Source organism: Halomicronema hongdechloris C2206, assembly GCF_002075285.3.
Classification (GTDB): Bacteria; Cyanobacteriota; Cyanobacteriia; order Phormidesmidales; family Phormidesmidaceae; genus Halomicronema_B; species Halomicronema_B hongdechloris.
Window position 1 is genome coordinate 2,756,398 of the sequence record NZ_CP021983.2, and the last position, 18,605, is coordinate 2,775,002.

Below are 18,605 nucleotides of genomic sequence, written 5' to 3' on the forward strand. Positions count from 1 at the left end.
GAACTCAGCCGTTGCCGCTTTCGGCACTGTGGAGCTTAGGCCACCGGCACGAGAGCGCCATTCACCGCAGCCATTGACAAAATGCCGATTCAGCCCTTTATCACGCCACCAGCTGCGTCCCACTACTGGCTTACCCAGGCTCGTATCCCTCTGTCCTTACTGGCACTGGCCGAGCCTTCCTTGCCGTCCATAGATCCGGACCTGGTCGCGGCTGACCTTGAAATCAAAGACGGTGCCATTGCCACCATCGTTCCTGCCGGGACGGCTGCCGATTCCCAAGCAACGATTTCCCTGAACCAGGCCATGATCTGGCCTGGCTTTATCGATATCCACACCCACCTAGATAAAGGGCATATTTGGCCCCGCCAACGTAATTCAGATGGCACCTTTGACCAAGCCCTAATGGCCTCAGAGCAAGATCGGCAGGTGCACTGGAACGCCGACGATCTCTACCGGCGTATGAGCTTTGGCCTGCGTTGTAGCTATGCCCATGGCACCACGGCAGTACGCACCCATCTAGATGCCTTTGCAGCCCAAGCGCCGATCAGCTTCGAGGTATTCGAGACCCTGCGGCAGGAATGGGCTGGCAACCTGGAGCTCCAGGCGGTGTGCCTGGTTCCCCTGGAACTGTTGAAGACTGACTATGGCCCCATCCTGGCCGACCTGGTAGCTCAAGTAGGTGGCATCTTGGGCGGAGTGACTTACGCTCATCCGGCTCTAGATGCCCTCATTGATCGGGCCTTTACCCTGGCCCAAGAACGACATCTGCCCCTGGATTTTCATGTAGATGAGAGTCTAAACCCTGACGATGATGCCTTGGGCCGCATTGCTCGGGCAGCCTTACTCTATTCCCTAGAGCAACCTGTGGTCTGTGGTCACTGCTGTAGTCTATCGGTGCAATCTGAGGCCAAGGCGGCCGAGACCATTAGCCTGATCAAGGCAGCCGGTATTGGTATCGTCAGTCTGCCCCTGTGCAATCTCTATCTGCAGCATCGGCGACCGGGTCGCACCCCTCGCTATCGCGGCATCACCCTAGTGCAGGAGTTGGCCCAGGCAGGGGTTCCAGTGGCCTTCGCTAGTGATAACTGCCGGGATCCATTTTTTGCCTACGGAGACCACGATGGTCTAGAGGTGTTCACCCAGTCTGTGCGCATTGGCCAGCTGGATCGGCCCTTAGGTGCCTGGCCCCGGGCCGTGACCCAAACCCCTGCCGATCTTATGGGGCTGCCTCGGGCAGGTCGCATCGCCCCTGGCCTTCCCGCCGATTTGGTGATCTTTCCAGCCCGTAGCTTCAATGAGCTGCTGTGCCGTCCCCAAGCCGATCGCCTAGTATTGCGGCAAGGGAGAGCGATTGACTCTAGTCCACCAGCCTATCAAGAGTTGGATGCTCTGATGGGGTGATGCCAGTTCTAACAGTTCTAACAAGTAGCTCCCCGACTCACCCAGGTAGGAGGTAGTCTACATACACGCATGACCATAAAACCCTTGATCTCAGCAGGCAGGCTGTACCTCAGGCGTGACTTTTAGCCGTTAGCCATTGGAATTTGGTCAGTCAATCGGGATATTCCAGGCACTTCTAGATGTTAAGGCAAGGCCATAGGCATCTCAGACATCAAACCTTATCAACTAACCAGCTATATTAATGGCATGTGCTAGGTGGACATCCCTAAATCAAAGGGTGTGCTGTGGAGTCAGCTAACATACCGTAGTTGGATTGCAGAGTTGCTATAGGCATCTATAGCCATAGGATATGGATTATCGGTTTTTGCAACAACATATCAAGCCTTATAAGGAAGCCGGCTATACCACTATTCGACTCAATGCCCAAAAAAGTGTGCTTGAGAAGGAATATCACCGATTGCTGGGGCTCAATCTTTCATACCAGCAACTTGAGCAAGCGATTTTTAATCGCGAGAAGGATCGCATCAAAGCCATTGATCCCTTTGAAGTTTATGTGTTTCCTGAGCGTTACAAGCTTAATGAAATTAGGACAAAAGTTTTCGAATTAGCTCATGTCAGTAGTCTCCAAGAGCTTAGAGGAGAGTTTCCTGCTTTAAAAGACAAAGATTTTGACTTTCGTTACAAGTTGCCTTGGGTAGAATGCTTGCTGATGATTGCGAAAATTACTCAGCAAGCCCGTCTCAACCAAGAATTTTATGATGCAGTCGAGCGAGCTATCGAAATTGAATTGAAATCACTGGAAGATGACTTTTATCGCCATGAGACTTCTGACCTAGACCTGTATACACTTTTATCTGACAACAAACTTGCAGGTCCTGTTTTCCAGAAAAATCAATCAAATTCTAGCTCCCTAATGCGAGCTTATATTACACGAAAGTGTGAAAAAGTCGGGCTCAATCCCAGTGAATATTTTTTAGTCTAAATCAATTGTTATAGGAGCTTATTTAATGAAATCTAGTCAATCCAGTCAAATTAGAGTCCTAATTGAAAAATTCAAACTGCGCCTCGAGGATTTTCCTCCTTATGAAAGAGATGGAAAACTCTATTTTCGCCGTACCGATACTGGAAAGGAAATTTCTTACTTGAAGGCAACCTGTGATGAGTTAAGACATGGACTAACCAATTATGAGACTCTATTAGCTGAAATCAAGACTCTTAGTTTCAAGCACTCTAGCATTAGGGATGCTGTTATTTACGCGATCAAGTACGAGGCAACTCGTAAAGTATATCATACCCAAAGGATTGAATTAAGACGATATTATAATGCGCTCATAGCAAGATTAAAGAAGGGCAAAATAATAGAGCTAAGGAAAATTTCTGGAAAAGACAAAAAGACTCAAGAAGAAATTGAGCATCTAGAGAATATCAGAGATGCTTTATTAGCTCAAGTTAAGCAAAAAGATAATGAGATTAGAAGCCTGCAGAAGCAAGTTAATGAGTATATTGGGCTCTGTGAAAAATATGCAAGAGATTGGTCCAAGGAAAAGTCAAGGCGTGAGCTGTTAGGTCGCAATAATAAATCCCTTGGAGCCTACAAAGGTCTCTATGGTCAAGAAAAGAAAAAGACAGCAGCCTTAAAGCAAGAAATCCAGCGGTTGCGAGCACATATCGCTAGCCTAGAGCAACAATTAGACGATTAATAGTCTGGGATATTAATCAATCCCTAAGTTCTCATACCAATTCCATAGAAAAAGTCACTTATGATTGGCAGAACTGAACCAGCCGGGCCTGGCGGTGTTTTATGATCCTGAGGCAGGGTTGTCCTGCGCCAGCCCTCAGCCATCTGAGCTGCTGCTTCGCATCGTATTTCTAAACAGAACTCTATGGCGCCGCCTCTGCCTCCCGATCTAACATCCCCGGATCCTAGTTGCGATCGCACCCTAGTGATACGCCTATATGCTGGCCAGGCAGAGGTCTTAGGGAAGCTCTATGACCGCTATGCCAGTCTGGTTTATACCCTGGCCCTGAAGATGTTAGGCAATGCTGAGGAAGCTGAAGATCTGACCCAAGAAGTGTTTATCACTCTTTGGCAGCAGCAAAAATATGATCCCGATCGGGGCAGTTTGGGCAGCTATCTCGCCACCTATACCCGCTCTCGGGCATTGGACCGGCTGCGGGTGCAGGGAAACCGTCGACGCATTGTGCAGCAGTTTCGTGGGGTCCTAGCTAAGAACTCCCAACCCCCGACCCAACCCTTGGACCAAGCTAGCCAGCAGGAACAAGGACAGCAGCTACGGTCTGCTCTGGCCCAACTGCCTGCCACCGAACGAGAGGTGCTGGAAATTGCCTACTTCGAGGGATTAAGCCAATCTCAAATGGCTGCTCGACTCAACCTGCCCCTAGGAACTGTCAAAACCCGTTGCCGCCAGGGACTACGGCGGCTGCGCATGCTATTACACCAAGGGTAAGGGAATGATGCCGAACTATAGTCCACATCTGTTACGCCCTAGGCGGTATCTGTCATGACTTCATCTGCCCTTCCTGACAATTGGCAAGACCTCCTAGCGGGATATGTGCTGGGTGATCTAGATGCTGAGGAAACAGCCCGTGTACAGCATTGGCTGAACCAGTATCCGGAAGTCACAGCGGAGTTAACGGCCCTGCAAGAGACCTGGCACAGCCTTCCCCAAGGTCTCCCTGCCCAAGCACCTCCTGCAACTCTACGGCAGCGAATTATGGCAGAGATTCAGCCCACCGCTACTGCCCCAAGGCAGGAGCGACGGCGTCCCTGGGCAGTAGTAGGCTTCAGCGGCTGGGCGCTGACGGCAGTCGCCCTTGTCAGCGTTGTCGTCGAAAATTATCAACTGCGTCAAGACAACCAGCAACAACAAGCTATCTTGGCCAGCATCAGTCAACCTGAAAACCAGCTGTACTTGCTGGCAGGAACCGACAATGCTCCCGACGCCACGGGTCGCCTCATTATTGACCCCAGCCAACAGTCAGCGCTAATAGCGACCCAGAATCTGCCATCACTACCAACCGATCAGGCCTACCGCCTGTGGACCTTGGCAGGTGACACCGACAACCCCATCTATTGTGGCCAGTTTAATCCTTCTGGTGAGGCAGCTTGGAGTCAGTGGTCCTTGCCAGATCCCGCCTGTCAGACTACTCCAGGTCAGTTTTTAATCACCCAAGAGTCAACCCAAGCACCTCCCAACCCCCAGGGCCCTCTAGTCTTGCAGGGGCAATCATAATTGAGTTGGATTGGCTCGGTGGCAACCTCTATCAGTAAAGCGGCGATGAAGCAATTAGACTTTTTGATTAAGCAAGTATCAAGAAAGCCATACTTAGCAACCCGCCAACCTGACTCAAAGCTAGGCCTGAAGCTCAATTCAGCAATTAGCATCTGAGTTTCAACTGAGCTTTGAGATATCCACCAGGACATCCAGTTCAGTCCATCGCTCGTATCAACGTGGAAGCTGCCACTCCAGGAACAGCCTGGGTTGGCAATGCTCCCATTGTTGACACTCAAGCATAGCCCTATGGATTTCCGAACGCCTCTATTAGGCACTGCCGCCGTTGCCGTCGCCACCTTTGCCCCCGCTCACGCCAACGCCGCTTCCCTATTCAAGGCCGATATCGTACCCCTGAACGAAGCTTTTGGCTCTACTGCCTCAGGATCGGCTCAGATCACCCTAGATCAGCCCAGCGAGACCCTGCGTACCCTGCGGGTCCAGATCGATGTCACCGGCCTACAAGATCTGAGCGACTTCGGCGGCATTCACGTCGCCCACATCCACGGCCAATTTAGCGGTAACGCCAGTCGCCCCCTATTCGACCAAGGCAATGGTCCCTTCTTCACCGGAGCAGGGGGAACAGCGGTAGAGTCCGTCCTGCCAACCCTAGCTGATGACATCGACGGCGACGGATTTCTCAACTTCATTGAAGGCCGGCCAGCCTACGGTCCTGTCGTGCTCAACCTGACCAGCGAACAACTACCGGCCTCACCTAGCGGCGTGCCTCCCTTGGCTCAATTTCTAGAATTAGCCAGCAACGGCACCATTGATCCAGCGGCTCTATTTCCCGCTGGCGACACCTTTTCCTTAGATACCACCTACCAATTTGACCTCACCGATCCCGACCAGGCCCGTCAGTTCAACAACCTGACTGCCTTAGACCAACGGGAAATCGTCATTCATGGCCTTACCGTTCCAGCCAGCATCTCCGATCCCATCGACGACCTAGTAACAGCCAATGGCAGTGGTGCCCCCCTAGGAATTCCCGTAGGAGACGGCCAAGTGTTTCGAATTACGGCTCCGGTAGCTGCCGGAAACCTACAAGCCGTCGAAGACGAGGCCACCTCAGTACCTGAACCCCTCGCCATGTCTCTTATTGGTGGAGTTGTCCTGGCAATCGGCCTGAAGACCACCCAGCGCCATACTGTCTGAATCGGAGGAGATGGCTCGAGGTAGTCAACCTACTTAGACTGACGATGGTTTAACGTGCTATCGCGGCCTTAGATGCCATGGAGACAGCAACTGCCTAGCCAGATCGTCGGTCCTGATCAGGCAACCGGCATCACTAGCCAGATGCTGACTTGATCTAGATCACAGTTCAGTCGTTTCTAAATCACCAGTCCACCGCGAAAAAATCACTGGCCATGGGGGGAGTCATCACTGGAATAATCTGGATTGCCGTTGATAGTAATACTGTCAACGTTTTTCCCACCGCCATGAACTGCCCAGCTGCCCCCCAAACTCCCTCCCTCTTCTCGACAGCGCTGCTACTCACCGTGAGCTTGGCTAGCATGGCTCCGGCCCATGTGGCCGCCAGCGCTACCCTGGCGGATGGGCGTTACCTCTATGGTCAAGTTCCTGAAGCTAACCGCGATGACACCACCTACATGGTGTTTGAGCTACAGGACGGCAAGATGGTGGGTGCCTTTTATCAGCCCCGATCTTCCTTTGATTGCTTTCAGGGGCAGATCCAAGCCGATACTATGGCGCTGACTGTCATCGATAGTTACGACCAAACCGCATTCAATTATGAAGTTGCTCTGCAAGACCGCAGCACCCTTGTTGCCGGTGTTGCCGGGACAGCAGCCAATCCAGTTGGCTATCATCGCATTTCATCTCTGAGCGAGCTAGATCACCGGCTTCTAGATACTTGCCAGGCTAACCAGTAGCGCCCGAATCTGGGAAGCTAAACACACCAGCCGTCCAAGCAATTTCATCCTCCCCTGCTGGTCAGCAGCCAATAGGCACGGTCAGACTATCTTTAGAGTCGACCGTGCTTTGTCCTATTATTTGTCCTATTAATAGAATCAACCGCCAAGCCCAGGAAGCCGACTAGCTCACCGCTATGCAACCCTGTATTCCGGCTAAGCGGATGTGGGTGTCTCTGCCTCAGTGGCCAGCCCAGTCGCCTCAGTATTGTTGATGGGCTCAAGGTGGTGACCTAGCACCTGCACTCCTCGGCAGAAGACTCCGAGCTTAGGATGCAGTTCAAAGGCGGGATCGCGATCTTGGCCCCACTCCGCTTCCGTATAGATTTTGTACCCTTCTCCCCCTGGCACCAAGGCGACAGGCAACCGGCGACGACGAGATACAAGGGTATGAGTCGGATTGAACATCTGTAAGCTCTCCACAGTCAAGACAGCAAACTCAGTCGGAATCAGTCGCATGACGTTCCTGAGCGACTGTCCCGATGTGTGTTAATAAAATCCATCCAAGGCCGAACCAGGGCGGCTTAGCTGGGAAATTCCAGATTGGGAGCTGGACTTGGTATCTACCGTAGCAAATACTGTTAAATTATGTAAACGTCTCTCAGGATGGATCGTTACATACAGGGTGAAGCTGAGACGGGGTTTAGCCAGCAGTCTCAACGACCCTACCCTTTGGCTACGGTTCTCCCCACTGATAACTTGTGTTGATTGTTCTTAAAGTAGTCGTACACACTACGTACATTACGTACATGTAGTCACACAAGCTAGATGACGTTATCACAGATAGGAGCGCTTTGAACCGGTCTTCGCTAGACCTTCTTCGACTTTCTGGGGAAACGCTCAGGGTTTTAAGCTAGGTGTAGTGAGCACCTTATCTACACAGCACCGCCCTGTATCGTCAGCTCCAAGCATCCAGGCACCTTGGTAACGAGTACCTATCATGTTTGAACACTTCACCAACACCGCCATTGCCGTAATCATGCAAGCCCAGGAGGAAGCCCGGCGCCTGCGGCACAATTTTGTTGGTACAGAGCAGCTACTGCTCGGCATCTTGAAGGAAGGCACCAGTCTCTCTGCCAAAGTTCTGGCAGATTTCGGGGTTAACCTGTCTGACGCCCGCACAGAGGTAGAAGCTATCATTGGCCGCGGTAGCGGGGGCACATCGGCTGAAATCCCGTTTACTCCCAAGGTCAAGCATATCTTCGAGCAGGCCTTCCAGGAGGCTAGAAAGCTGGATTCAGCCTACATTGAGCCCGAACACCTGCTACTGAGCTTGACCCAAAGTCAAGAAAGCGTAGCTTATCGAGTCCTCAGTAACTTGGGCGTAGATCCAGCTAAAGTCCGCACTCGCATCATTCGAGAGTCTGGGGAAGCCGCTGCTGTGCCGGTGGGCGGTTCAGAGGAGAGTCGCCGCCGCAGCGATCGCAGCAACTCTGGTCGCGTATTGCGGGAATTCGGCACCGATTTGACGGAGATGGCGGCCCAAGGGCAATTAGATCCGGTCGTGGGTCGGCAAACGGAAATCGAACGGGTTGTCCAGATTCTGGGGCGACGCACGAAGAATAACCCGGTGCTAGTGGGAGAACCCGGGGTTGGTAAGACGGCCATTGCTGAAGGCTTAGCCCAGCGCATCGTCAATCAAGACGTGCCCGAAGCCTTGTTGAACAAGCGGGTGATCGCCCTGGATATGGGTCTATTGGTGGCAGGAACGCGCTTTCGTGGCGATTTCGAGGAACGCCTGAATCAGATTCTGACGGAAGTGCGAGAGGACCCCAGCTATGTCCTGGTTATCGACGAGGTTCATACCCTAGTGGGAGCTGGCTCCTTGGAAGGAGGCATGGACGCTGCCAATCTGCTGAAACCGGCTCTGGCTCGGGGTGAGTTACAGTGCATCGGGGCAACCACCTTAGACGAGTTCCGCCAGCACATCGAACGGGATGCGGCTCTAGAGCGTCGCTTCCAATCGGTGATGGTGAATCCACCGACGGTGCCGGAAACGATCGAGATTTTGACCGGCCTGCGCAGCCGCTATGAGCAGTTTCACCACATTGCCTTTACTGATGAGGCCCTGGAAGCGGCAGCGAAGTTGTCAGATCGCTACATCAGTGACCGCTTTCTGCCCGATAAGGCCATCGATCTAATTGATGAAGCTGGGTCGCGGGTGAAGTTGCGCCATGTGCCCAACTATCCCTCCCGAGAAGTCAAGCAGGAACTGCGCCAGATTAAGCAAGAGCTGGTGGACGCGGTGCAAAGCCAAGAGTTTTCTCGAGCCCAGGAATTACGCGATCGCAAACAGAATCTACAGCAAGAGCTGGCTGACGACAATGGGCAAGTCACCCTGACCATGCCAGAGGTCACAGATGAAGACATTGCCGAAATCGTCGCCTCCTGGACCGGCATTCCTGTCAACCGCATGACTGAGTCGGAAGCGGCCCGCATGCTGCACCTAGAAGATGTCTTACACGAGCGGGTGATCGGTCAACAGGAAGCCGTCAGTGCCGTGGCTCGTTCCGTGCGCCGCTCTCGAGTTGGCTTGGCTAGTCCTAACCGGCCCATTGCCGGACTGATCTTCTCGGGACCTACCGGCGTCGGTAAGACAGAGCTCGCTAAGGCCCTGGCCGTCGCTATCTTCGGCTCAGAGGAAGCCATGACTCGGCTAGATATGTCTGAGTTCATGGAAGGCCACACGGTCTCTAAGCTAATTGGCTCGCCGCCGGGATTTGTCGGCTACGAAGAGGGCGGGCAACTGACCGAGGCCGTACGGCGACAGCCCTACACCGTGATCTTGATGGATGAGATCGAAAAGGCCCATCCCGAGGTCTTCAACATGCTGCTGCAGGTGCTGGAAGACGGTCGTCTCACCGATGGCAAAGGCCGCGTGGTCAGCTTCAAGAATACCTTGCTGATCATGACCTCCAACATTGGCTCGCGAGTCATCGAGAAGGGCGGCGACAGCTTGGGCTTCGACCTTGCTCCCAGTGACGATGAAGCGACCAATCGGTACCACAACATTCGCAACATGGTCAACGAAGAGATGAAGCAGTACTTCCGGCCAGAGTTGCTCAACCGTATCGATGAGATCATCGTCTTCCGTCAACTCACCCAGGATGAAGTCAGCCAGGTGGCGGATCTAATGTTAGAGGAAGTCTCCCAGCGGCTGGCCGAGCGGGAAATTCAACTGCGCCTTAGCCCTGCCTTCCGCCAGCGCTTGAACCAGGAAGGTTATGACCAACGCTATGGGGCTCGTCCCATGCGCCGGGCCATTGCCCGCTTAGTGGAAGATACCCTGGCGGAAGCGATCCTGGCGGGTAAACTGCAGGCTGGTGACACCGCTGTGCTGGATATCCAGGACGGTGACCCGGTGGCCTATGCCGAGCGTCAACTGGCCTTAGCCGGAGTCAGACAGTAGGAGCCAGCGCCCCCTATTTCCATTGCCCCCCTAAATTTATTAAGCTGATCAGCATTCTGTCAGAAGCAGATTGTTGAGTCAGAGCAACAGGTAGGCGATGGCGCGGATCGTGCAGAAGTACGGCGGCACCTCAGTGGGGTCGGTGGAGCGAATTCAGGCGGTGGCCCGTCGAGTCCAGCAGACAGCAGCGGCGGGCCATGCGGTGGTGGTAGTGGTCTCGGCGATGGGAAAGACCACCGATGGCTTGGTGAAGTTAGCCAGCGACATCACCCAGAGGCCGAATCGCCGAGAGCTGGACATGTTGCTATCTACCGGGGAGCAGGTGTCGATTGCCCTATTAAGCATGGCGCTGCATGAACTGGGGCAAGATGCCATTTCGCTGACCGGGGCTCAGGTGGGCATTGTCACTGAGGCAGCCCATACCCAGGCGCGCATTCTCAATATCAAGACTGAGCGCCTGGAACGCCACCTCCAAGATGGCAAGGTGGTGGTGGTGGCAGGCTTTCAAGGCATTAGCCAGAGCCATGATTTGGAAATCACTACCTTGGGTCGCGGTGGCTCTGATACCTCGGCCGTAGCCTTGGCGGCGGCACTGCAGGCCGATTGTTGTGAGATTTACACCGATGTCCCTGGCATCTTAACCACCGATCCGCGCTTGGTGTCACAGGCCCAGCTAATGGCAGAAATTACCTGCGACGAAATGCTGGAACTGGCCAGCCTGGGGGCAAAAGTACTGCACCCGCGGGCGGTGGAAATTGCTCGCAATTATGGCATTACTTTGGTAGTGCGCTCTAGCTGGAGCGATGCACCAGGCACCCGGGTGATTGCGCCTACTCCCCAGCCTCGGTCCTTAGAAGACTTAGAAATTGCCCACCCAGTAGATGCGGTGGAATTCGATACGGAACAGGCGAAGGTGGCGTTGCTGCGCATTCCCGATCGGCCTGGCATCGCCAGCCGCCTGTTTGGGGAATTGGCCCAGCAGTCCCTAAATGTAGACCTGATCATTCAGTCGATCCATGAGGGCAATACCAACGATATTGCCTTTACGGTGATGCGATCGCATCTGAATCGAGCCACTGCCGTTGCCGATGCCATTGCCCCAGCCCTGCGCCACGATATTGCCGACACCAACCAGGCCGAAGTCACTGTGAGCAAGCACATGGCCAAAGTCAGCATCGCTGGAGCTGGTATGATTGGACGCCCAGGAGTGGCCGCCCAGATGTTCTCCACCCTGGCCCAGGTTGGGGTCAACATTCAGTTAATTTCCACCTCAGAGGTCAAAGTCAGCTGCACCATCGATATCGCCGATTGCGATCGGGCCATCGCCACCCTCTGTGAGGCCTTTGGCGTCACCCGCTCCCCTGCCCGCCTGGGCAGCGAAATGGCCGCCGACTCCACCGAAGTTACCCCTGTGGTGCGGGGGGCAGCCCTCGACCGCAACCAAGCCCGCCTAGCCGTGCGCCATGTCCCCGATCGACCCGGGGCGGCCGCTTACATCTTCCAGTGCCTGGCCGATGCCGGCGTCAGCGTCGATATGATCATCCAGTCCCAGCGTTGCCGTCTAGTCAATAGCCTAGCCACCCGCGACATCGCCTTCACCGTCACCCAGGGGGATATGGATACGGCTCAGACTATTCTGAGCGAAGCCGCTGCCACCCTGGGCTATGGCGACATCGTCGTTGACCCAGCCATTGCCAAAGTCAGCGTCGTCGGCATCGGCATGATCCATGCCCCTGGGGTGGCCGCCCGCATGTTTCAGGCCCTGGCAGAACACGGCATCAACATCCAGATGATCGCCACCTCCGAGATTAAAATCAGCTGCGTCGTTAGCCAGGATAATGGTGTCAAGGCCCTGCAGGCAGTCCACGCTGCCTTTAATTTGGCCGGTACCGAGCCCGTGATTGTTCCGGCTTAGCAATAGAGAGGCTATGGACGATTTCGCAGTCATCGATCTGGGCTATCAGCCGGGAGATCATCCTGCCAATCGGGTGTTTCGGCGAGTGGTGGCGTTTTTGCAAGCGCAATGTTCTGAAATCAAATCCAGTCCTAGCTGACTGCCAGGAGCAGCATGAATTATCCCACCGACTCACTCCGCATCGTCTCGCTGATTCCCAGTGCCACCGAAATCGTCGCCAGCTTGGGCCTCAGCGATGCCCTCGTGGGCCGCTCCCACGAATGCGACTACCCTGAAGCGATTCAGGATCGGCCTATCTGTACTGAACCTAAATTTAATCCTGAGGGTGACAGTGCCACTATCCATGATCGGGTGACGACGCTGTTGTCATATCGGCCCTCAGTGTCTATCGCGTCAAAACGAGGTCCTGGAAACTCTACAGCCCACCCATATCCTGACCCAGGCCCAATGCGATGTCTGCGCCGTCAGTCTGGCAGAGGTGGAGGCGGCGGTGGCTACCCTGACGGCGGGGCACCCTCAGATCATCTCCCTGCAGCCCAGTACCTTGGAGCAGGTCTGGCAAGATATTCGCCGAGTCGGTCAGCAGCTTGTCGGGCCTGAGAATCAGGTCCAGACTGAGGCCGTGATCACCACCTTGGACAAGCGCATCGACCATTGCCGTCAACAGTTGACCGATCTAGCTAGTCGGCCCCGGGTAGTCTGCATCGAGTGGACCGACCCCCTGATGGCGGCAGGAAATTGGGTGCCAGAATTGGTTGCCCTAGCGGGGGGTGAACCCCATCTAGCAGAGCCAGGGCACCATTCCCCCTGGTTAGACTGGCAGCAGGTGCTCGCCGTCGACCCGGAAGTGATTGTGGTCATGCCCTGTGGATATGACCTAGAGCAGACCTTGGAGGCTGCCCAGGCCCTGAAGGCCCTACCTCGGTGGGCCCATCTGACAGCTGTGAAAACGGATCGGGTCTATGGCGTCGATGGTAATCAGTATTTCAACCGCCCTGGCCCTCGCCTGGTGGATTCCCTAGAGATGCTGGCAGAGCTGTGTCATCCGGAGCGCTGCCAGTACGGCTATGAAGGCCAAGGCTGGCGGCGAATTTAATCGTATCGATTCTCTGAATTACAGCTACCAATGTTGCTCCCCTGCCAATCAATCCCCTGCCAATCAATCATATGTGGCTTTTTCTATGGGAACTGGCATGAGGACAACGCTAATGGTTGACATACGCTTCGTCAGGGCACCTTGATTCTGCTTTTTGCCTTCTGATTTCTGCCTTTTGCTATATGCCGTGGCTTTTGCCGATCACCCAGTGGCGGCGGAAGAAACGGGCCAGGCTGGATTCCTGCAGGGTGAGGCAAATGGGACGGCCATGGGGACAGGTCTGGGGGTGGCGGGTCTGCTGCCACTGATCGAGCAGCGATCGCATCGTGGCCAAGTCTAGGGGAGTGCCGTTGCGAATGGCGGTACGGCAGGCAGTAGCGACGATGGCGGCATCTAAATCTCCCCCCAGGCTGAGTTCCTGCAGGGCCTCGGCGCAGTCATCCCGTTGGGCCAGGCTGGCTGGGGCCGATCTTAGCGCCCAGAGGGAAGGGCCAAAGGGCTCTACTGTTAGCTGCAGCCGTCGTAACTGCTCCACTTGAGCTGCCGAGAGATGCTCCAGAAGAATCGGAGGTTCTAAGGGCACCACCCGCCAGTGGTCGCAGAGCTGTTCGTAGAGCACCCGTTCGTGGGCAATGTGTTGCTCGATCAGGCACATGCCGGCGGCATGCTCTGCCAAGATATAGCGATTATGCACCTGGGCCACTGCCCGCAGGGTCCCCTGCTGGTGGGGAGTTGAGGTTGCTCTATAGGTGCCGGTGGCCTCGGCAGTTTTAATCACCTGATGCAATCGGGGCTGATGACTGCTGTCGTTGAGGGCTCCGGGATCGGATTGCAGGGTTTGGTCGATGAGCTGGGGTAGGGCCCGACACCACTCCTGGAGCTGCTGCAGGTAGAGAATGGCCTTGGCAGGATGGCGGTTCCAGTCCAGCTGGCTGGGATCGACGCGCAGATGGGCAAAGCAAATGGGATAGCGATGGCCTGGCAGGGTGCGGCGAAAGGCCTGCACCATGGCTTGCTCTAGCTCGGGTAGGATGATCGGGCGACCATTGACGGCTACCCTGACCCAGTCGTTGCGGCGACGGTGGCAGCGATCGGGTAACCCTAACAACAGATAGACCCGGGGCGGCTCTTCATTGCTGGGGAGGGACACGATCTGCTCTGTCTCGCGCAGATCCTGGGGATGAACCTGGCGCAGCATTTGGGGAAGCACTTGTCGGGCCGACGCCGCAGGCCAGAGGGTAAACCAGGGCCGATCGTCTAGGCGAGCTTGCCAGGTGACCTGGGGATGGCAGAGAGCCAACTGTTGGAGGGTCTGATGCACCGCCCGTAGCTGCTGGGCTAGGGGCGGCAGGGCCTGGCGGCGGCCAGGCCAGGCGGCGAAGAGATTGGCGACAGTGACGATGGTGCCCGGTGCGATCGCAACCGTTGTTTCTTCTTGGGGCTGTCCCTGGCGGTCGTAGCGAATCTGCCAGCCCTCCGATGCCTGGGCCGGCCGGCTACAGATGTCTAACTCCGCCCCCTGGCAGAGGCTATGTAAGGCTTCGCCCCGAAATCCCAAACTGACGATATTCCAGAGATCCGCCGCCGTCTCAATCTTGCTGGTGTGATGGGCCAGGGCCGCCTGGCGCAAATCGGGTAGATCCATCCCCCGTCCATTGTCGGCTAACCGCAGCTGCCAACGCCGGGGCCAGAGATCGAGGCTAATGCGATTAGCCCCGGCATCCAGAGCATTTTCGGCCAGCTCCCGCACCACGGCTGCCCAGGAATCGATTACCTCCCCCGCCGCAATGGCATCGATCACCGTGTTTGGCAGGGCTTGAATCTGAGTTGCCATGACCTGCTTCTATGCACCGTATTCCCAGAGTAACAGCGGCCTAGCCCCCTGCCCACAGCAGGGCAAGCCAAGGACCAGCATTGATCCAGCTAAATGAAAATAAGTATAATCGCTTAGCCTTATGTCTAGCTTACGTAACAAAAGTTTGAATGTCTTAAAGACTTTTGTTACGGTGCCAGTAGACATATGCCTCGCCCTTTGCGGCAATTTTCACCCATGAACCTTTTCTTCGGCCTATTGCCTCAGCCTGCACCATTGCGTCCCGAGTCGCGGGTCTACGACCTCAAGACTCGGCTAGATTGGGGAGAACCCGCCCTGACCATCATCGACGTGCGCAATCGGGCCAGGTTTAACGCTCAGCACATTCGTGGCGCCATTTCCATCCCCATGGCAGAGTTGGTGACCCAGGCCCGTCAGAGCCTGGAGTCGGATCGGGATATCTATGTCTACGGCGAGGTAGATGAAGAGGCCAGCCATGCCGCCGAGCAGCTGCGTCGGGCTGGTTTCAAGCAAGTTTCGGTACTGCGAGGCGGGGCCGCTGCTTGGAAAGCCGCCGGATTTCCCCTGGAAACCTTGCATCAGAACCCTGCGACCTTATGACCACTGGTCTAGCCGGCCTCGGGTTGCATGACGACCAAGCCATAGGCATCCGGATCGAGGTACTGCTGGGCCGCAGCTTGGATCTCAGCGGGTGACAAGGCCTGAATTCGGGCTGGATAGTCGAGGGCATGGTCAATGGTGCCGGTCAGGGTGTGATAGTAGCCATAGAGACCGGCCCGATCGCTGGGGGTTTCACTGCCAAAGACGTAGCCGTTGGAGACTTGGGTGCACACCCGGGCCAATTCATCGATGGTGATGGGCTGGTTCTGCAGGTGCCGGATATGGTCGACGATGATGGCCTCTACCCGCTCTAGGTGTTCAACGGGTAATTGGGCAAATAGGGTAAAGGCTCCCTGCTGACCGTAGGTCAGATTACTGGCCGACACGCTACTGACCCAGCCACGCTCTTCCCGTAGATCTCGCACCAATCGGGCCAGACGGCCCCGACCCAATACTGAAGCCAGCACGTCTAAGGCATGGGTTTCCATCAAATCTGCCATGCCAGGTACACGCCAGCTCATGACTAGCTGGGCCTGCTGCAAGGTGCGATCGCAATGGTGGCGCCGTTGGATCGTCGTGAAGGGATGTTCTCGGGTCAAGTTAAGGCGCGACTCTGTATCGGCGTGGGGGCTCCAGGATTGACGACAACTCTGAGCCGCCTCAAACCCCTGCACTACCGTATCGATCAGCTGCTCCACCGGCAAGTGTCCCACCACCACTGCCGTCATCTGTTCAGACTGATACCAGCGCCGATGAAATTCCCGCATCTGCTGAGCCGTCAGGGTTTCTACCACCTGAACTGGCCCCAGGACAGGGCGGCGATAGGGCAGCCGGTCAAAGGCCAATTCCATGGCGTGATAGAAGGTACGCCGATGGGGATTGTCATAGGCCCGACGGATTTCTTCTAGGATTACAGGCCGCTCCCGTTCAAAGTCATCGTCTGTCAGCCGGGGATTCAACACCAGTTGCAGTTGCAACGGCGCTAGGGCGGCGAAGTCCTGGGGCGCTGTGGTCAGATAGAAGTGGGTGTAATCTTGGCTGGTGGCGGCATTGGTCAGGGCGCCTCGAGCCTCGATCAGTCGCTCAAACTCACCACAGGCCAACTCAGGCGTGCCCTTGAAGATCATGTGCTCCAGAAAGTGGGCCATGCCGTTGATCGAATCCGGCTCTACCACCGAGCCCACCCGCAGCCAAAGGTTTAGATTCACCGCCTCAAACGCCATCTGCTGAGCGATGATGGTCAACCCATTGGCAAGGCGATGGACCGTAGGGACTGCTAAAGCAGATTGTGTCCGATCAAGGACCAAGGAAGAAGCCATAGGCAAAGACGCGCACCTCTCTTATGGTAATGACTGATGTCCTGATATCCCACCCTAAAGTACAGTCTGAATAGGGTTTTTCGGCAGGTTCTCCATGGTGGCCAACAGTGACCTTTGAACGGGAATGGATTGAGTTTGATTGACATTGTCGGCCAGGGATGTCGTTAGCCTAGGGTACTCCGCTCGACTAGACGAGGCACTCGGCCGAAGCGACCGACCATCAACCGCAGGGCGGCGCGGCGTAGCATGGTCACATGCCGTAGGCCCAGGAGTCCCAACCGCCGTAGGGACACCAGGGGCCAGCAGTGGTTGGAAAAAGCTGCGGTTGAGCAGGTCGGTAAAGCCGAGGATCAGCCAGTTTTCCCGGCGGCGCCAGCGGTCGTAGCGACGCAGCACCGGCAGACTGCCCCAGTCTTCGCCGGCGGCTTGGGCCGCCAGCAGGACTTCTGCCAGGGCGGCGGCATCCCGAATGCCCATATTGAGGCCCTGACCGCCGACGGGATGACAACAGTGGGCGGCATCCCCCACCAGGGCCAGGCGCGGCAGCCCATAGCGATGGCTTTGCCTCAGCCGCACCGGGAATAGCAGAGGCTGGCTGACCAGGGTCAAGGCGCCCATCTGGTCACCGTAACGGCGCTGTAGTGCCGCCATGAATTGCTCCCGAGGCAGGGCGATCAGGGCTTGGGCTTCCTGGTGGGGAGCGGTCCAGACGATCTGGCAGCGATTGCCGGGCAGGGGCAGGATGGCGAAGGGGCCACTGGGCCAGAAGCGCTCGTAGGCGGTGTTGTCGTGGGATTGGGCCGGTTTAAGGATGGCGGTGATGCAGGATTGCCAGTAGGTCCAGCCGATGCTGCCGATGCCGGCCTGCTGCCGCAGTTGCGATCGCATGCCATCGGCCGCCACCACCAAGGGAGTGCTCAGGCACCAGAGCTGGTCATCGGCCTGGATCTGTAACTGGGCCTGGTCGGGGCCATACTCCACCGATTGCACCTGGGCCGGGCTCCAACAGTGGATGGTCTCACTAGCCTCTACGGCCGCCTGTAGGGCCGCCATTAAGACCCCATGCTCGGCCCCATAATAGACCGCTTCTTCCCCGGCGTCTTGGGGCGTAAACACCACTCGCCGGGGATAGTCGCCATCTGAGAGGGACACCCGGCGAAAATGGGTAATCTGGGGTGCCACTTGGGGCCACAACCCCAACCCCTTGAAAATGGCAGCTGAGGTCAGCGAAAAGGCATAGGCCCGTTGCCGAGCCGCCGCCTGGGCAAAGGTCTGAGCTTCGATCACCGCCAACCGCAGCCCCGATTGCCCCAGGGCTGCAGCCAGGGTGAGGCCGACGATGCCGCCCCGACAATGACCAAATCATAAGTCAGAGACTGGGAAGCGTCGTCTGACTGGCGGACGGCAGTGGGAACAGCCGAGGCGTGATTGACAGTGTCAAAAGGCATCGATGGCATCTGAATAAAGGCAGAAGGCAGCTTGTCCTGAGCGAAGCCGAAGGGAAGGCAGAGGGCAGAAGGAGTGGGGAGTGGGGGAGTGGGGGAGTGGGGAGTCAGTAGCGTGGGTCATTTTACTAGGCGGGGGAAATAATGACTGGCCAGGGAAGGACCCACGGGGAAGGAAGGGCGGAGGACGGAAGACGGAAGACGGAGGACGGAAGGCGGAGGACGGAGGACGGAGGACGGAAGGCGGAGGACGGAAGAGGGAGTGGGGGATGGGGAAAAGAAAGTCAGTAGCGTGGGTCATTTTACTAGGCGGGGGAAATGATGATTGGCCAGGGAAGGACCCACGGGGAAGGAAGGGCGAA

16 protein-coding genes and 2 pseudogenes are annotated in these 18,605 nt (G+C 56.1%); 12 read left to right on the forward strand and 6 right to left on the reverse strand.

The genetic code is table 11. The annotated features are described in order from the left end of the window. The first annotated feature begins 81 nt into the window (after positions 1-81). From XM38_RS12460 to XM38_RS12490, 7 genes are all read left to right on the forward strand, one after another. Positions 82-1,401 (forward strand): cytosine deaminase, encoded by a 1,320-nt coding sequence (locus tag XM38_RS12460; protein WP_080811566.1) that lies wholly within the window; start codon positions 82-84, stop codon positions 1,399-1,401. Positions 1,402-1,750: 349 nt separating this feature from the next. After that, positions 1,751-2,383, forward strand: a complete 633-nt coding sequence (locus XM38_RS12465) for a hypothetical protein (protein ID WP_080811564.1) — start codon at positions 1,751-1,753, stop codon at positions 2,381-2,383. A 25-nt stretch (positions 2,384-2,408) separates the two neighbouring features. After that, positions 2,409-3,101 (forward strand): hypothetical protein, encoded by a 693-nt coding sequence (locus XM38_RS12470; RefSeq protein WP_080811563.1) that lies wholly within the window; start codon positions 2,409-2,411, stop codon positions 3,099-3,101. Between the two features lie 183 nt (positions 3,102-3,284). Beyond that, entirely contained in the window at positions 3,285-3,869 is a 585-nt protein-coding gene (locus tag XM38_RS12475) for a sigma-70 family RNA polymerase sigma factor (RefSeq protein ID WP_080811562.1), read from the forward strand. Between the two features lie 54 nt (positions 3,870-3,923). Further along, positions 3,924-4,655: an anti-sigma factor gene (locus XM38_RS12480; protein ID WP_088430016.1), complete on the forward strand. Its 732-nt coding sequence runs from the start codon at positions 3,924-3,926 to the stop codon at positions 4,653-4,655. Between the two features lie 288 nt (positions 4,656-4,943). After that, positions 4,944-5,849 carry a hypothetical protein gene (locus tag XM38_RS12485; RefSeq protein ID WP_088430018.1) on the forward strand — a complete coding sequence of 302 codons (906 nt, stop codon included), beginning with the start codon at positions 4,944-4,946 and terminating at the stop codon, positions 5,847-5,849. Positions 5,850-6,133: 284 nt separating this feature from the next. After that, the gene (locus XM38_RS12490; protein WP_137455097.1) at positions 6,134-6,586 is read left to right on the forward strand and encodes a hypothetical protein; all 453 of its coding nucleotides are present in this window, start codon (positions 6,134-6,136) and stop codon (positions 6,584-6,586) included. Between the two features lie 195 nt (positions 6,587-6,781). Here XM38_RS12490 and XM38_RS12495 read toward each other — a convergent pair whose 3' ends face one another. After that, positions 6,782-7,084 carry a hypothetical protein gene (locus XM38_RS12495; protein WP_080811553.1) on the reverse strand — a complete coding sequence of 101 codons (303 nt, stop codon included), beginning with the start codon at positions 7,082-7,084 and terminating at the stop codon, positions 6,782-6,784. A 481-nt stretch (positions 7,085-7,565) separates the two neighbouring features. On the opposite strand from XM38_RS12495, the gene XM38_RS12500 reads away from it, so the two are divergent. The 4 genes and pseudogenes from XM38_RS12500 (at position 7,566) to XM38_RS28225 (ending at position 13,045) form a co-directional block, all read left to right on the forward strand. Continuing rightward, complete coding sequence (locus XM38_RS12500) at positions 7,566-10,034, forward strand: ATP-dependent Clp protease ATP-binding subunit (RefSeq protein ID WP_080811551.1); 2,469 nt, start codon at positions 7,566-7,568, stop codon at positions 10,032-10,034. 97 nt (positions 10,035-10,131) lie between these two features. After that, on the forward strand, positions 10,132-11,949 hold the full coding sequence (locus XM38_RS12505; protein WP_088430020.1) for an aspartate kinase: 1,818 nt from the start codon (positions 10,132-10,134) through the stop codon (positions 11,947-11,949). A gap of 13 nt (positions 11,950-11,962) precedes the next feature. Beyond that, entirely contained in the window at positions 11,963-12,088 is a 126-nt protein-coding gene (locus tag XM38_RS27675) for a hypothetical protein (RefSeq protein WP_256995602.1), read from the forward strand. 14 nt (positions 12,089-12,102) lie between these two features. Next, positions 12,103-13,045 (forward strand): annotated as a pseudogene (locus tag XM38_RS28225) (cobalamin-binding protein). 178 nt (positions 13,046-13,223) lie between these two features. Here the strand turns inward: XM38_RS28225 and mutL are convergent. After that, positions 13,224-14,879 carry a DNA mismatch repair endonuclease MutL gene (gene mutL / locus XM38_RS12515; RefSeq protein WP_088430022.1) on the reverse strand — a complete coding sequence of 552 codons (1,656 nt, stop codon included), beginning with the start codon at positions 14,877-14,879 and terminating at the stop codon, positions 13,224-13,226. Positions 14,880-15,065: 186 nt separating this feature from the next. Between mutL and XM38_RS12520 the strand changes: the two genes are divergently transcribed. Further along, positions 15,066-15,479, forward strand: coding sequence for a rhodanese-like domain-containing protein (locus XM38_RS12520; RefSeq protein ID WP_225889304.1), 414 nt, complete (start codon positions 15,066-15,068; stop codon positions 15,477-15,479). 8 nt (positions 15,480-15,487) lie between these two features. Here XM38_RS12520 and XM38_RS12525 read toward each other — a convergent pair whose 3' ends face one another. From XM38_RS12525 to XM38_RS28940, 4 genes and pseudogenes are all read right to left on the reverse strand, one after another. Beyond that, entirely contained in the window at positions 15,488-16,798 is a 1,311-nt protein-coding gene (locus XM38_RS12525; RefSeq protein WP_080811547.1) for a M16 family metallopeptidase, read from the reverse strand. A 54-nt stretch (positions 16,799-16,852) separates the two neighbouring features. Continuing rightward, entirely contained in the window at positions 16,853-18,085 is a 1,233-nt protein-coding gene (locus tag XM38_RS12530) for an FAD-dependent hydroxylase (protein WP_256995775.1), read from the reverse strand. Further along, positions 18,082-18,255, reverse strand: coding sequence for a hypothetical protein (locus XM38_RS27685; RefSeq protein WP_256995604.1), 174 nt, complete (start codon positions 18,253-18,255; stop codon positions 18,082-18,084). Before XM38_RS27685 ends, XM38_RS12530 begins: the two co-directional genes overlap by 4 nt. A gap of 170 nt (positions 18,256-18,425) precedes the next feature. Then, positions 18,426-18,512, reverse strand: a pseudogene (locus XM38_RS28940) (hypothetical protein); the annotation flags it as partial. Positions 18,513-18,605: the final 93 nt, after the last annotated feature.

Bases quoted from the DNA above. Each gene is read 5' to 3' on its own strand.
- XM38_RS12485 (WP_088430018.1), top strand. From the start codon at position 4,944: ATGGATTTCCGAACGCCTCTATTAGGCACTGCCGCCGTTGCCGTCGCC.
- XM38_RS12495 (WP_080811553.1), bottom strand. From the start codon at position 7,084: ATGCGACTGATTCCGACTGAGTTTGCTGTCTTGACTGTGGAGAGCTTA.
- XM38_RS27675 (WP_256995602.1), top strand. From the start codon at position 11,963: ATGGACGATTTCGCAGTCATCGATCTGGGCTATCAGCCGGGAGATCAT.
- XM38_RS12525 (WP_080811547.1), bottom strand. From the start codon at position 16,798: ATGGCTTCTTCCTTGGTCCTTGATCGGACACAATCTGCTTTAGCAGTC.
- XM38_RS12470 (WP_080811563.1), top strand. From the start codon at position 2,409: ATGAAATCTAGTCAATCCAGTCAAATTAGAGTCCTAATTGAAAAATTC.
- XM38_RS27685 (WP_256995604.1), bottom strand. From the start codon at position 18,255: ATGCCATCGATGCCTTTTGACACTGTCAATCACGCCTCGGCTGTTCCC.
- XM38_RS12520 (WP_225889304.1), top strand. From the start codon at position 15,066: ATGCCTCGCCCTTTGCGGCAATTTTCACCCATGAACCTTTTCTTCGGC.
- XM38_RS12505 (WP_088430020.1), top strand. From the start codon at position 10,132: ATGGCGCGGATCGTGCAGAAGTACGGCGGCACCTCAGTGGGGTCGGTG.
- XM38_RS12490 (WP_137455097.1), top strand. From the start codon at position 6,134: ATGAACTGCCCAGCTGCCCCCCAAACTCCCTCCCTCTTCTCGACAGCG.
- XM38_RS12480 (WP_088430016.1), top strand. From the start codon at position 3,924: ATGACTTCATCTGCCCTTCCTGACAATTGGCAAGACCTCCTAGCGGGA.
- XM38_RS12475 (WP_080811562.1), top strand. From the start codon at position 3,285: ATGGCGCCGCCTCTGCCTCCCGATCTAACATCCCCGGATCCTAGTTGC.
- XM38_RS12465 (WP_080811564.1), top strand. From the start codon at position 1,751: ATGGATTATCGGTTTTTGCAACAACATATCAAGCCTTATAAGGAAGCC.
- mutL (WP_088430022.1), bottom strand. From the start codon at position 14,879: ATGGCAACTCAGATTCAAGCCCTGCCAAACACGGTGATCGATGCCATT.
- XM38_RS12460 (WP_080811566.1), top strand. From the start codon at position 82: ATGCCGATTCAGCCCTTTATCACGCCACCAGCTGCGTCCCACTACTGG.
- XM38_RS12500 (WP_080811551.1), top strand. From the start codon at position 7,566: ATGTTTGAACACTTCACCAACACCGCCATTGCCGTAATCATGCAAGCC.